Genomic DNA, 14,346 nt, shown 5'->3' with positions numbered 1-14,346 from the left:
GCGCAGTCCTCAGAGAACGTGGTGCTGGGCCACGGGCACGTCGCGGCGGACGGCCGCGATGCGGGCGGGATCGACGACGGCGGTCGTCAGACCCTCGCCGTCGGAACATTGGGCCACGACATGGCCCCAGGGGTCGATCGCCATCGAATGGCCCCAGCACCATTTGCGCCCCTCGGCATGGGAGCCCGTCTGGCCCACCGCGAGGAAATAGGTCTGGGTCTCGATGGCACGCGCCCGCGCCAGCACCTCCCAGTGATCCTTGCCCGTCATCAGCGTGAAGGCCGCAGGCAGCACGATCACCTCGGCGCCCTTGTCGCGCAGCGCGCGGAAGAGTTCCGGGAAGCGGATGTCGTAGCAGATGGCGCAGCCGACCGTGGTCTCGCCCACCCGGTAGGTCACGACCTCCTCGCCACGGCTGATCGTGTCGGACTCGCGGTAGGACATGCCGCCCGGCACATCGATGTCGAAGAGATGCATCTTGCGGTAGCGGGCGATCTCGGCGCCGTCGGGGCCGAAGACGAGCGTCGTGTTGTAATGGCCGTTCCCCGCCTTCTCGACCATCGAGCCCAGATGCAGCGTCACCCCCAGTTCGGCCGCCAGCGCCGAGAAGCGCCGGTAGGTGGGCCCATCGGGGAAGCTCTCGCCATTGCCGTGGACCGCCTCCCGCCCCTCGCCCAGGAAGGCGAAATATTCGGGCAGTACCACCAGATCGGGGTTCTCGACCCCGACCGCCTTGCGGATCATCTCCTCCGCCACGTCCAGATTCCGCTCCTTGTTCTCGGCGGAATTCATCTGGATCAAGCTAACTCTCATGCGAGCCTCCTGCTTTTCTCCGCTCAAGGCTCCATGTCGGGCCGGTCTGTGGCAAACGACTCTTTTTTGTGGGGTCCGAACAGAAAAACTTATCGCCCCCGCTCCTCCAGCGCGACCTGCGCCGCAACCTCCGAGAGGGCCACGGGCAGGAGGTTGTCGCCGTGGTCGGCGAAGACCGCATGGAGCGCCAGCGGCGGAAAGGGTGGGTCCACATCGAGAAGGTCGAGCGCCCCGGACGCCAGCGCTTCCTCGACGACCGGCCGCGTCATCAAGGCCACCCCCACCCCTTCGAGCGCCAGCCGCAGCATGGCCGAGAGCGAATTCGAGTTCGAGATCGCGGGCTGGGGCAGGCGCAGCTCCTCGAACTGGCGGATCAGCCAGACATGCGGGTCGCTGTTGCGCGAGAAGGTGAGGATCGGCAGCTCGACAAGATCGGCGAGGCCGAGCCTGCGCCCGCCGAGCCCGAAGCGGGGTGCCGCGACCCAGGCGCAGTCCATGCTGCCCAGATCCACGTTGCGCAGGCCCGCCTCGAGCACCGGGCCCATCAGGAGCGCGAGGTCGATCTTGCGCTCGACGATCTCGCGCGCGATCCCGCGCGACGTATCGACGTTCAGATCGAGCGTGAGGCCGGGATAGAGCTCGCGCACCCGCTCGATGAAGCGGGGAAGCCAGGCCTGCACGATGCTGTCGATAGTGCCGATCCGCACCGTCGAGCGGAGCTGCTCGGGCCGGCCCACCGAGATGCGGAACTCCATCGCGCTCCGCATCAGATCCTCGGCCGGCGCGATGGCGCGCTGCCCGATGGGCGAGAGCCGCACGCCGCCCGGCATCCGCTCGAAGAGATCCTGTCCCAGCGCGGCCTCGAGCGTGGCGATGCGGTTCGAGACCGCGGCCTGCGTCGTGTTCAGCCGCTCGGCCGCGGCGCGGAAACTGCCCAGACGCGCCACCCAGAGAAAGGTTTCGATGAAGCGAAGGTTCATGGTGCCTGTCTCCTGCCCCGCATGTCGCCCAGAAGTCCCACGCGAGGGCCTTGGGCTCAAGATGAGGATCTTGCGATGGCGCGGGCCTTGCGGTGGGCGGCAGCGGAGGGCGCAAGGAACAGTCTGACAATTCTTGCGACGCCTTGTTCCCAGCCTCCGCCGAAGGTGGTAAGGAGACTCCATTCCTTGTGGCCGGATCGTCAATGGACCCTACCCATTGCTTGCGCAGCCTGAATATCGATGCCGCTGTCTTCGTCGCGGCATCGACCTTTCTGGGATTCAGCCTGCTCACGGCCTGGCTTCTCCGGCAGGAGTATTTCTTCGGACGAGAATATTTCCTGAGCGCCGTCTGCGGCGTGATCTGGTGGCTCGCCTTCGCGGGGCTGGAGATGGCGACCCCCGGCCTGACCTGCAAGATGGCCTTCAGTTCGATGGCCTGGCCCGCCATCGCGCTGGTGCCGGTCAGCTGGTTCTTCTTCCTGCGCCATTATTGCCAGGGCGGCCGCATCGGCGGGCGGCGTCTCGAGGCGGGGCTCCTCGGGGCGGTCGTGGTCTCGGTCACGGCGATCGTCGCCACCAACCCCTGGCACGGGCTTTTCTACCTGCCGGGCACCCGCCTCGCGGTGATCGACGGGCGGCTCTCGGCGCTCTTCCTCCACGGGCCGCTGTTCCATGCCGCGACGGCGCTTCTCTATGTCTTCCTGCTCTTCTCGGTGGGCATCGCGGCCTTCGGCGCCTTCCGTGCCGCGCGGGCGCAGCGCCCGATGCTGATGATGCTCCTCTTCGGCACGCTCGCCCCCATCGTGGCGAACCTCGCCTATGTCCTGTTCAAGGCCACCGTCTTCGGCTTCGATCCCACGCCCTTTGCCTTCGCCTTCGTGCTGCTCGTCCTGACCTGGGCCATCTACGGCAACCGGACCTTCGACCTGACGACGGTCGCGCGCGACCTCATCTATTTCAACGTCGCCGACCCGGTGCTGGTGGTGACGGCCCGCGGTCAGATCGCGGGGCTCAATCCCGCCGCCAGTCTCCTGATGCCGGAGCTCGCGCCCGGAACCGCGCTCGACCCTGCGGGGCCCTTCGCCTCGCTCCTCGAGCTGATGGAGAAGGGCGAGCGCCCGAGCCGGCCGCGCGAGCCAGTCGAGATCGGCGGCCGGACCCTCGACATCCGGTTCCTGCCGATCTGGCGACCGCTCGGCACCGGCCGCACGCTTCTCGGCGCCGTCGCCCTGATGACGGACACGACCGAGCTTCGCCGGAATGCCGCGCGTCTCGAGGCGGCTCTCGCCCAGTCCCGCGACCGGCTGGCCGAGATCACCCGGCTGCGTGAGGCGGCCGAGGCCTCGGCCCGCTCGGATCCGCTGACCGGGCTCGGCAACCGGCGGGCCCTCGACCGTCTCTTCGAGGCCGCCACCGAGCGCGAGGGGGCCATCGCCCTCGCCCTGATCGACATCGACCATTTCAAGCAGATCAACGACCGGCTGGGCCATGCGATGGGCGACCGGGTGCTGCAACGGTTCGCGGCCGAGCTGTCGTCCGTCCTGCCCGAGGGCGCGCGCGCCTTCCGCATCGGCGGCGAGGAATTCCTGACCCTCTGCCCGGGACAGGATACGGGAGCCGTGGTGGACCTTCTCGAGAAGCTCGCGCGCCGGCTGGAGGCGGACCCGCCGCTGCGCGACGGAGACCTGCCGCGCCTGACCTTCTCGGCCGGCGTGGCCATGCGGCCCGGCGACGGCAGGAGCCTCGGCCAGCTCACCGCGCGGGCCGACGCGCGGCTCTACGAGGCGAAGCGTCAGGGCCGCAATCTGGTCCTGCATCTGGATGCGGGGCGCCGCGAGGCGGCCGATGCGGCGGCGGCCCTGTCCGGGCCCGCCCGTCCGGCCTCGGCCTGAGACGAGGTGTTCCGATGATCCCGCACCCGCCTGCAGTCCTCGCCCATCGCCTGTCGGAAGGCCAGCGCCTTGCCACGCCGCTGATGCGGGCCCTGATGCGGGCGACCGGCACCCAGGTGGACGCGGCCATCGCCCGCACCATCGCGGAACTCGGCGCGCACTGCGGCGCGGACCGGGCGCTGGTCTACCGGATCGAGGCCGGGCAGATGCTGGACTGCACGCACGAATGGTGCAGATCCGGGGCGTCTGAGATCCGGTCCGAGATGCAGCGCATTCCGCTGCGCACGCTCGACCGCTGGATGCCGATCCTGCGCCGCGGCGAACCGATCGATGTGCCCGATCTGCATGGGCTGCCCGAGAGCGATCCGGCCAAGCAGCAGATGGCCCGGCACGGGGTTCGGGCGCTGGTGATGATGCCCCTGACCGATGGCACGGCCCTCATCGGTGCGGTGGGTCTCAGTCTCTTCAGGGCCCGTCGCCCCGTGGGTCCCGCCGAGATGGCCCTCCTGCACTCCATTGCCGAGGCGATGGGGGCCGCCCTCGCGCGGCGGGATGCCGAGCACCGCGCGGCGGCGGCCCGCAGCGCTGCCCGCGACGTGGCGCGCAACCTCGAACGGCTGGCGCGCGTGACGGAGCTGATGACGAACCTCGTGATCGTCACCGACACCGAGCAGCAGATCGTCTGGGTGAACCGGGCCTTCGAGGTCCATACGGGCCACCGCCTCGAGGCGATCCGGGGCCGAAACTTTGCGGAGGTGGTGCGCGGCCCGCGAACGGATCCCGGCGTCAGCGCCGCCGTCGCCGAGGCGATCCGCACCTGTTCGAGCTGCGAGGGCGAGACCATCAACTATACGGCCGCGGGCCAGCCCTACTGGATCCGCTTCAACGCCCATCCGCTGTCCGACGCGGACGGGCGCTATGCCGGTCATGCGTCGGTCGAGACGGTCATCACCGACCGCAAGCTGCTCGAGCGGGAGCTTGCCACGCGCAACGCCTTTCTGACCGCGGTCCTTCATACCAGCGTCTCGGCCATCGTGGCCCTCGATGCCGAGGGCGGCATCGTCTATGCCAACGACGAGGCCCGGCGGCTCCTCGTGCTGCAGCCCCATGCCGGCCGTCTCAGGATGGAGGCGGTCCTCGAGACGCTCGACGGCCGTCCGCTGCCCGAGGCCGACATGCCCTCGGCCCTCGTGCGTGCAACCGGCGCGCCGCTGCACGACCTGCGCTATGCGATCCGCCGCCCCGATGGCCAGTTCGGCATCCTGTCGATCCATGCGGCCCCGCTGCCGCAGGCCGCCGACGAGGCGCGGATCGTGATCTCCGTCACCGACATCACCCATGCGGAGGCCTCGGCCGAGCGGCTGCGGCGGCAGGCGGCGGAAGACCCGCTGACCGGGCTTGCGAACCGGCGCGCGCTCGCCGATGCGGTCGAGGCGCGGCTGAAGGAGGCCGCTCCCTTCGCGCTGGTGATGCTCGACCTCGACAATTTCAAGGCGGTGAACGACCTCCGGCGCCACGACACCGGGGATGCGGTGCTGCGCGTCGCGGCCGACCGGCTGCGGGCCGTGGCGGGGGCCGACTGTCTGGTGGCCCGGATGGGCGGCGACGAATTCATGGTGCTGGCGCCCGGCGCCGATGCCGCCAGTGCCCCGCGTCTGGCCGAGGCGCTGCGCGCCGCCATCTCGGCCCCGATCGAGGTCGGCCGCCAGCCGGTGCATCTGGGCGCCTCCGTCGGCATCGCGCTCCATCCCGAACACGGGACCTCGATGGCGCTTCTGATGACAGGCGCGGACATCGCGCTGCATGCGGCCAAGCGCGCGGGACGCAACCGCAGCGTCCTGCTCTCGCAGGAGCAGTTCGCGGCCGAGGCCCGGCGCAGCGCCATCACCCAGGCGCTCGCCTCGACCGCGGTCGAGGCCGACCTGCGCCTCGTGTTCCAGCCGCAGTTCCGGGCCTGTGGCGCCTTCGACGGGGCCGAGGCGCTCCTGCGCTGGAGGGACCCCCGGCTGGGCGAGATCGGCCCCGCGGAATTCATTCCCATCGCCGAGGAAACGGGCCTGATCCAGCGCATCGACGCGCGCGTTGCGGTGCTGGCTGCCCGGCAGCTCGGCCTCTGGGCGCGCCGCGGTTGGCGCCACCGGCTCGCGGTCAATGCCTCGGCGCAGACCTTCGCCCGCGCGGGCTTTGCCGAGGAGCTGCTGCAGCACCTCGCCGATGAGGAGGTCTGCCCGCAGCAGCTCGTGGTCGAACTGACCGAAACGTCGCTCGCCACGCTCTCCTCGGTCGCCGACCACAATATCGCGACCCTGCGGCGCGCCGGCGTGGGCATCGCCATCGACGATTTCGGCACGGGCTATGCCTCGCTCTCCTATCTCCACCGGATCGAGGCGACAGAGATCAAGATCGACCGTGGCTTCGTGGCCGGGCTCGAGACGGCGGAGCGGCGCGACAGCAAGCCCCTGATCCAGGCGATCCTCGGCATCGCTCAAGCGCTGGGCCTCGCCGTGACCGCCGAAGGCGTCGAGACCGAGCGGCAGCGGTGCTGGCTCTCGGCCGAGGGCTGCGACCGGCTGCAGGGCTACCTTCTGGGCCGCCCCCTCCCCGTCGATGCCTTCGAGGCGGCCTTCGTGACCCCTTCCGCCGGTCCGGGCTGAGGCGCGTCAGCCGCCCCGCGTGCAGTCGGCGGCCACAGCCCGGCCCGTGCTCCGGTAGGCCAGGATCCCGATCCATTCCCGCACGGCCACATTCAGCAGATCGAGATTGCGCGACAGATCCCAGCCGATCCCGTCGCGCAGGTTGGCCGTGCGATAGTCGGTGGGCCAGGGCACCAGATCCTGCCAGCCGGCCGCGCAGAAGGTCTCGACGGCGCGCGGCATGTGGAAGGCCGAGGTGACGAGGAGCCAGCTGCCCTGTCCCTGATCCGCCACGAGGGCGCGGGCGAAGCGCGCATTCTCGGCCGTGTTGCGCGAGTCTCCCTCGAGGATCAGCCGGGCCGGATCGATGCCCGCCGAGACGAGGATCTCGCGTGCGATGCGGGCCTCGGAAATCTCGGCCCCGAACAGGCGCCCGCTGCCCCCGGTGAACAGAACGCGCGCCTCCGGATGGCGCCGCGCGAGGTCGATGGTCGCGAGATAGCGATCTCCCGCGTCGGTCACGGCGGGCCGCCGCCACTTCCGCGCCGCGGCCGCATCCTCGCCGCCGCCGAGGAGGATGATGCCCGCCACCTCTCCCACCGGCGGATCGGCGGGCCAGACCCGCTCGAGCGAGGCGAGGGCCAGATGCGACAGCGGAAGCGCGCCCACCGCGAGGAACGCCAGACAGCTCGACAGGAGCAGCGCCGCCGCCAGACGCAGACGGCGCAGGACGAGGGCTGCGAGCCCCGCCGCCACGGCAAGGACGAGCAGCGTCTCGGGCCGAACCAGCATCCAGATAAGCTTGGAGGCAATGAAGAAGATCGTGTCCATGAGCGGGGCCTGCGTCGGAGGAAGGCGGTTCCGGGCCATTCTGCCGCTGCGGCGCGGAATGACAACCGCCCCTCTGCCGGAAAGGCAAGAGGACTTCGGAAACGGATCCGCTTGGCCGCCGCACGGCGTCGCATGGAGCACCGGGCGGAGGCACCCTGCCCCGCGCCCGATGGCCGCTCTGACAGTCCGTCGAGATACTGGGCTGGACCGGGCGCTTCGGTGGAGCGGTTCAGACCGGTTCTCGCGGCAAGTCGGAGGATTTGTAAAATGCAGGGCGAAGCAATCCCTTCTCCCCTGCCATTGAAGATGCCAGGCATTTTCGAGAATCCGGTGCCCGGTGCGGATGGTCTCGAGCACCTGCGCCGGACTCGGGCTCGACATGCGGCTCCGGGCGCATGGCGTGCCGCCCGAGGACCTGCCGGTCATGGCTGCGGAGGCGCATGGCATCCGCCGCCTGATCGACTGGAACCCGCCCGACCTGAGCGTGGCCGAGATCGAGGCGATCTACCGCCTCGCCTACCGAGCCCGAGCCGCAGCCAGCCCCCGGAGCCTCTTCGGCGCCTCGCCAACGCGCAGCCCCATGGGCCTTGCGATCAGGGCGCTCCGGCGGAGGCGCCGCTCCGCTCGGGCGTCCCTTCCGTCTCAGCCGCCGGTGCGGTGGCGTCCGATCGGCAGCATCATCGGCCGGCCGCTCACCGGATCGGTGAGCGTCCGGCAGGGCAGCCCGAAGACCGCCTGCACCATCTCTTCGGTCAGGACCGTCTCGGGCGGACCGCTGGCATGGATGCGGCCTCCGGCCATCGCCACCAGCGCGTCGGCATAGCGGGCGGCAAGGTTCAGGTCGTGCAGCACCATGACGATGGTGGTCTCCTGCCTGCGGTTCAGATCGGTGAGCAGGTCGAGCACCTCGATCTGATGGGCGATGTCGAGAAAGGTGGTGGGCTCGTCGAGGAGCAGGATCCCCGTCTCCTGCGCCAGCGCGACGGCGATCCAGACCCGCTGGCGCTGCCCGCCCGACAGCTCGTCCACCGCGCGCTCGGCCAGATCCACGGTGCCCGTGGCTTCGAGCGCGGCCGCGACCGCCGCATCGTCGGCGGCGCTCCAGCGCGAGAAGAGCCCCTGATGCGGGTGGCGGCCGCGGCTCACCAGATCGAGCACGGTGATACCGTCGGGCGCCACCGGCGACTGCGGCAGGAGACCCATCCGGCGGGCAAGCTCGCGCGGGGGGATGCGATGGACCGAGCGGCCGTCGAGCAGCACCTGCCCTTCGGCAGGCGAGAGGAGCCGCGACAGCGTCCGCAGGAGCGTGGACTTGCCGCAGGCATTCGCCCCGACGATGGCGGTGATCCGCCCGGGCGCCACCGCGAGATCGAGCCCGCGCAGCACCGTCCGGTCGCCGTAGCCTGCGGCAAGCTCCCTGACCACCAGCGCATTTCCGGTCATATGGTGCCTCCGGCCCGGTTCACCCGGACGATGAGATAGATGAGATAGGGCGCGCCGACGGCGCCGGTGACGATCCCGACCGGATAGCGGCCGGGCAGAAGGACCTGCCCCGCGAAATCGGCCAGCAGCACGAGGAGCGCGCCGATCAGCGCGGCCGGCAGCAGGATCGGCCGGCCCGGCATCCCGAGACGCGCGGCGATCGGGCCCGCGAGGAATGCCACGAAGGCAATGGGGCCCGCGACGGCGGTCGCCACCGCGATCAGCCCGACCACGCCCACGAGGATCAGAAGCCGCGTCCGCGCGATCCGCACGCCGAGCGCCGCCGCCTTGTCGTCGCCGAGCCGCAAGGTCTCGAGATTGCGGCTCTGGCAAAGGAGCAGGGTCCCGAACAGGGCGAGCGCCAGCAGGAGGGGCGGTGCATCCGACAGCCGGGCGCCGTTCACGCTGCCCGTCATCCAGCGCATCGCCTCCTGCAGGCTCCAGTCCGGGGCGCGCAGGAGGAGATAGGCGGTCACGCTCTGCAGCATGGCCGAGATCCCGATCCCCACGAGGATCAGCCGCGCGCCCGCCACCCCGTCGCGCCAGGCCAGGAGATAGATCGCGAGCGCGGTGGCGAGCCCGCAGAGGATGGCCGCGACCGAGACGGCAGGCCCGCTCCAGCCGAGGACGACGATGGTGAAGACGGCGGCGGCCCCGCTGCCCGCCGAGATGCCGATGATGTCGGGGCTGGCGAGCGGGCTGCGGAGCAGGGTCTGGCAGGCGGCGCCGCCAAGCCCGAAGCAGAGGCCGGCCAGAAGGGACAGCACCGCGCGCGGCAGCCGCAGCCGCTCCACGGTGAAGGAGGCGCCCGGCACCTCCTGCCCGGCCAGCACACGGAGCACGTCGAGCGGCGCCACCGGCGTGGAGCCGACCGAGAGCGTCAGCGCCACGGCCGCGAGGATCAGGAGGGATAGGACGAGCACGAGGGCCGCGCCCCGGCGCAGGCGGCGGCGCCGGTGGGCCGCGACCTCGGCGACGAGAGAAGGTTCGGTGGTCACAGCTCGCGGATCCTCCGTTGCCGCACGATCCAGATGAAGACCGGCGCGCCCACGAAGGCCGTCACGATGCCCACGTCGAGCTCTCCCGGACGGGCGAGGATCCGGCCCAGCACGTCGGCGAGCATCAGCAGAAGCGCGCCTCCCAGAGCCGAGAAGGGCAGCAGCCAGCGATGATCGACACCGCAGAGGAGACGGCAGAGATGCGGCACGACGAGGCCCACGAAGCCGATGGGTCCGCAGATCGCCGTGACGGCCCCGCAGAGGAGAACCGCCCCCGCGGCCGCGACGAGGCGGCTCCGCGCGACGGAGAGGCCGAGGCCCGCCGCCGTATCGTCGCCGAGGGCGAGGATGTTCAGGGTGCGCGCGGAGAGGAGGCTCACCGCCAGCCCCGCAAGCAGGACGGGCATGAGGGCCAGGATCGCGTCGGGCGTGGCACCGCCCACGCCCCCCACCTGCCAGGCCTGCACGCTGCCCGCGATGTCGTTGCGCGGCAGCAGGATCGCCATGGTGAGCGAGGAGACGGCGATCGAGGTGGCGGCTCCGGCCAGCGCCAGCTTGAGCGGCGTGGCCCCGCCGCGCCCGAGCGAGCCCATCGTATAGACGAGGGCCGCCGCGCCGCTGGCGCCGAGGATCGCCGTGCCGAGATAGGCCGAGAGGGTCTCGATCCCGAACCAGGCCATGCCCACCACCACCGCCATGGCAGCGCCCGCATTGACGCCGAGGATGCCCGGATCGGCGAGCGGGCTGCGCGTCACGCCCTGCATGACGGCGCCGGCCAGCCCCAGCGCCGCGCCCGCCAGTGCTGCGAGGATCGTGCGCGGCACCCGCACCGCGACCACCGCCTCGCCGATGGTGGAGGTCCGCCCGGCGAGCCCGCCCGCGATGTCGGCCCAGCCGACCTCGCGCGTGCCCACCCCCACCGAAAGCGCCGCCGCCACCGCCAGTGCCGCGAGAAGCAGGGTGAGCCCCGCCCAGCGAAGGCGCGCCGGCCGCCGGAGCGAAGGCGCAGTGCCCGCCCCCCTGCCCCGTGCCGATGCGCGGGACAGGGGTCCGTCCGCATCGATACGGCACGGCACGGACGCGGAAGGCGGATCCCCGGCTTCCGCGCCCCGCTCCGCGCGCGGGGTCTGGGCGCAGGAAAGATTTCCCCCCGCTGGAGCGTCAGGACTGGGGAGGGGCCGGATCATGGCACCCGGCGCGCGGCTTCGGCCAGCCGCCCGACATAATCCTCGAGCACCCAGGAGATCGAGAGCGGCGTGGGATTGGCGGCCGTGCCCACCGGATCGTTGCCGAGCAGCACGAGCGCCCCTTGCGACACCGCCTTCATCCGCGAGGTGAGCGGGTTCTGCGACACCCGCTCGCGCAGCGGCTCGCCGCCATAGGTCACGAGAATGTCGACATCGTCGAACCGGTCGATCCGCTCGGCGCTGGCCTCGGCGGCATAGGCCCCGCCGGACGAGGCTTCGCGCACGCTCTCGGGCGTCACGAGGCCCAGATCCTCGAAGAACTTCACCCGCGTGTCGGTCGCGGAATAGAAGCGGATCACGCTCAGATCGCGGATGTCGAGATGGGTGGCGAACATCGCCGTCCTGCCGCGGATCTCGGGATGGCGGGCCACGGTTTCGGCGATCTCGCCCTCGATGCGCCCGATGAGCGCCTCGCCCTCGGCGGCCATCCCCAGCGCCGCGCCGTTCAGCCGGATCATCTCGCGCCAGTCGGTGGCCCAGGGCGCCTCGCGATAGGGCACCACCGGGGCGATCTCGCTCAGCGTCTCGTAATCGGCGCGGCTGAGGCCGGAATAGGCGGCGAGGATCACGTCGGGGGCGCTCGCCGCCACCGCCTCGAAGTCGATCCCGTCGCCCTCGTCGAAGAGCGCCGGCGCCTCGGCGCCCAGTTCCTCCAGCCGTTCGGCGACCCAGGGCAGCAGCCCGTCCCCGTCGTCGTCGCCGAAGTTGGCGCGGGCAAAGCCCACCGGCACCACGCCGAGCGCGAGCGGCACCTCGTGATTGGCCCAGGCGACCGTGGCCACCCGGACGGGGCGCTCGGGGATCACGGTGCGGCCGAAGGCATGGTCGATGGCCAGCGGGAAGTCCTGTGCCGCCGCAGCGGGCGCGAGGGCCAGAAGCGCCAGGACGAGCGGGCGCAAGAGGATGGATGACATGTCGGACCTCCCTCGGGACGGAGCTGCGTTGGGCCGGCCTTTCCATCCCGCCCCGCCTCCGTCAAGGCGCGGGAGGCCGGATTTCAGGCCCGGACTCGCACCGAGGGCGAAGTTTCCAGAGAATCCGACAAGAACCGTCGGAATCTACAATACAGGCCCCCCGGCGCTCCGCTAGGGCTGCCGCCGATCGCACCGGCCCCGAGGGGCCAGGGCGGTCCCTCGCGTCCGTGCCGGGCGCGGCGGCCCCCGGCGGTGCCGGGGGAACAGCCAGCGGATGGGGCAGCCTGTCGGGCCAGCGGGAAGAGACCTTCAACCAGTGGAACGCCCATGAAACCCCGACACGCGGACAGATCGCGCCCCCTCCTCCGTCACCCCTGCCTCAGGGCGCTCTTGCTCGGAGGTTCGGCGCTGGTGGCCTTGCCCACGGGCCTGCGCGCCCAGGATGCGGCGGACGACGCGGCCGCGGGCGCCTTCCGTCTCTCGCCCATCATCGTGGATGCGGCCGCCGCGGCCGACGACGATGCCAATTCGGTCGTGGCGCAGGAGCTCTGGGTCGGCGGCAAGGTCGCGACCAGCCTGCTCGACACGCCCGCCTCGGTGTCGGTCGTGACCCAGGCCGAGATCCGCGCCCGCGCCGCCACCACCACCGAGGAGGTGCTGCAATATTCCGCGGGCATCGTCACCGACTATTACGGCAGCGACGACCGCAACGACTATTTCCTCGTCCGCGGCTTCCAGGCCTCGACCTACCGCGACGGGCTGACGCTGGGCTCGATGCGCGGCGTGCGCGAAGAGCCCTATGCCTACGAGCGGATCGAGGTGCTGAAGGGCGCGAACTCGACCCTCTTCGGTGTCTCCGATCCGGGCGGCTCGGTGAACTTCGTGACCAAGGTGCCGCAGTTCACCCGCTTCGGCGAGATCTACGGCCAGATCGGCACCAACGACCACAAGGAGCTGGGCTTCGATCTGGGCGACGTGCTGAACGAGCAGGGGACGCTCGCCTATCGCTTCACCGGCAAGGTGAAGGACAGCGCGCTCGACTATGACACGTCGCGCGACGACGACGGCTTCCTGATGGGTGGCCTCACCTGGGCACCGACCGAGGCCACCACGCTCACGCTCGTCTATGACCATCTGAAGCGCGACGGCACGCCGAACAGCGGCGGCTATCCGTTCGACCGCGAGTATGATCGCGGCGATTTCTTCGGCGAGGCCGACTTCAACGACCATGATGTCGAGCGCGACACGCTGACGGCCATGCTGCGCCACGACTTCGGCGGCGGGCTGAGCCTGACCGCGAACCTGCGCTACAGCGACCTGACCGACGATTTCGGCTATATCTACCTGTCGGATTCGGCCTCCCGCGTGGGCACCGAGCTCTCGCGCTTCTATTTCGGCTCCGACAGCACGGCCGAAGAGCTGATCGGCAACGCCATCCTGCAATATGACACGAGCTTCGGCAGCACCGACAGCAGCACGCTCGTGGGCGTCGAATATCGCGACGCGGCGCTCTCCTCGGCCTCGTTCTACGGCGCAGCAGGCACCATCGACATTGCGACGGGGATCGCGACCGGCGTGCCCTCGAACCTCTCGCCCTACGAGACACGCAAGAGCGACTACAAGACGAAGTCGGTCTTCCTGCAGCAGAACCTGTCCTTCGCCGACCGGCTGGTGGCGACCGTGGGCCTGCGGCACGACTGGCTCGACCTCCGGTCCCGCGGCACCTCGTCGGGCACGGCCTTCGACGACAGCGACGATTTCTCGGAGACCTCGATCCGCGGTGCGCTGACCTACAAGGTCACCGACGAGGTCTCGGCCTATGCGAGCTATGTGGAATCGGTGGCGCCGCCCGCGATCGGGGTCGAGCCCGAGCGCGGCGAGCAATATGAGATCGGCATGAAATACCAGCCCGCGGGCAGCCGGGCGCTCCTGTCGGCGGCGATCTTCGACCTGACCCGGCAGGACATGACGATCCCGGTCGTTCTCGACGACGGCACCATCGTGCGCGAGGTGGTGGGCGAGACGCGCGTGCGCGGCTTCGAGATCGAGGGCAAGGCCGAGATCGCCGAGAACTGGGACGTGATCGCGGCCTATTCCTATCAGGATGCCGAGCTCACGCGGGCGGTGGTGCGCGGCACAGATGTCTCGGGCAACCAGTTCGCCAATGTGCCGAAAAGCATGGCCTCGCTCTGGGTGAACTACACCCTGCCGGGACAGGCGCGCGGCGGCGACATGACCTTCGGCCTCGGTGCCCGCTACATCGGCAGCTATCAGTTCGCGGAGACGAACGTGACCGGCAAGAGCGACGCCGCCACGCTCTTCGACGCGGCCTTCAGCTACGACATCGCCGAGAACACCGGCCTGTCCGTCAATGTGAGCAACCTGTTCGACGAGCAGCATGTCGTGGGCCGCGGCACGGCCGATTATTACAACCCGGGCCGCACCGTCACCGCCACGCTGCGCCGCACCTGGTGAGCCGCCGCACCGGCCGTCCTCGGGCCTGAGGCGGCGCTCCCGGATCGCCCCCGGGCGCGCCGCCTTGGTGGACCACCACGC

10 protein-coding genes are annotated in these 14,346 nt (G+C 70.6%); 3 read left to right on the top strand and 7 right to left on the bottom strand.

Going from position 1 to position 14,346, the window contains the following annotated elements:
* Positions 1-9: 9 nt before the first annotated feature.
* Positions 10-813: a carbon-nitrogen hydrolase family protein gene (locus tag A9O63_RS10430; RefSeq protein WP_069331872.1), complete on the bottom strand. Its 804-nt coding sequence runs from the start codon at positions 811-813 to the stop codon at positions 10-12.
* A gap of 89 nt (positions 814-902) precedes the next feature.
* Complete coding sequence (locus A9O63_RS10425) at positions 903-1,793, bottom strand: LysR family transcriptional regulator (RefSeq protein ID WP_069331871.1); 891 nt, start codon at positions 1,791-1,793, stop codon at positions 903-905.
* Positions 1,794-1,996: 203 nt separating this feature from the next.
* Here A9O63_RS10425 and A9O63_RS10420 point away from each other — a divergent pair, with 203 nt between their 5' ends.
* Positions 1,997-3,685, top strand: coding sequence for a histidine kinase N-terminal 7TM domain-containing diguanylate cyclase (locus tag A9O63_RS10420; protein WP_069331870.1), 1,689 nt, complete (start codon positions 1,997-1,999; stop codon positions 3,683-3,685).
* Positions 3,686-3,699: 14 nt separating this feature from the next.
* A complete protein-coding gene (locus tag A9O63_RS10415; protein ID WP_069331869.1) occupies positions 3,700-6,339 on the top strand; it encodes a sensor domain-containing phosphodiesterase in 2,640 nt (879 codons plus the stop codon).
* 6 nt (positions 6,340-6,345) lie between these two features.
* On the opposite strand, the gene A9O63_RS10410 is transcribed toward A9O63_RS10415, so the two are convergent.
* From A9O63_RS10410 to A9O63_RS10390, 5 genes are all read right to left on the bottom strand, one after another.
* Positions 6,346-7,149, bottom strand: a complete 804-nt coding sequence (locus tag A9O63_RS10410; protein ID WP_069331868.1) for a YdcF family protein — start codon at positions 7,147-7,149, stop codon at positions 6,346-6,348.
* A 642-nt stretch (positions 7,150-7,791) separates the two neighbouring features.
* The gene (locus A9O63_RS10405; protein WP_069331867.1) at positions 7,792-8,592 is read right to left on the bottom strand and encodes an ABC transporter ATP-binding protein; all 801 of its coding nucleotides are present in this window, start codon (positions 8,590-8,592) and stop codon (positions 7,792-7,794) included.
* Positions 8,589-9,629 carry a FecCD family ABC transporter permease gene (locus A9O63_RS10400; protein ID WP_069331866.1) on the bottom strand — a complete coding sequence of 347 codons (1,041 nt, stop codon included), beginning with the start codon at positions 9,627-9,629 and terminating at the stop codon, positions 8,589-8,591. Before A9O63_RS10400 ends, A9O63_RS10405 begins: the two co-directional genes overlap by 4 nt.
* Positions 9,626-10,567, bottom strand: a complete 942-nt coding sequence (locus A9O63_RS10395; protein WP_167354617.1) for a FecCD family ABC transporter permease — start codon at positions 10,565-10,567, stop codon at positions 9,626-9,628. The genes A9O63_RS10400 and A9O63_RS10395 overlap by 4 nt, the downstream gene beginning before the upstream one ends.
* A gap of 245 nt (positions 10,568-10,812) precedes the next feature.
* A complete protein-coding gene (locus A9O63_RS10390) occupies positions 10,813-11,790 on the bottom strand; it encodes an iron-siderophore ABC transporter substrate-binding protein (protein WP_069331865.1) in 978 nt (325 codons plus the stop codon).
* 327 nt (positions 11,791-12,117) lie between these two features.
* Here A9O63_RS10390 and A9O63_RS10385 point away from each other — a divergent pair, with 327 nt between their 5' ends.
* On the top strand, positions 12,118-14,265 hold the full coding sequence (locus A9O63_RS10385; protein ID WP_069331864.1) for a TonB-dependent siderophore receptor: 2,148 nt from the start codon (positions 12,118-12,120) through the stop codon (positions 14,263-14,265).
* Positions 14,266-14,346 lie beyond the last annotated feature (81 nt).

The organism is Cereibacter johrii (genome assembly GCF_001720585.1).
Lineage (GTDB): Bacteria > Pseudomonadota > Alphaproteobacteria > Rhodobacterales > Rhodobacteraceae > Cereibacter_A > Cereibacter_A johrii.
This window is presented reverse-complemented; position numbering and strand designations above follow the sequence as displayed.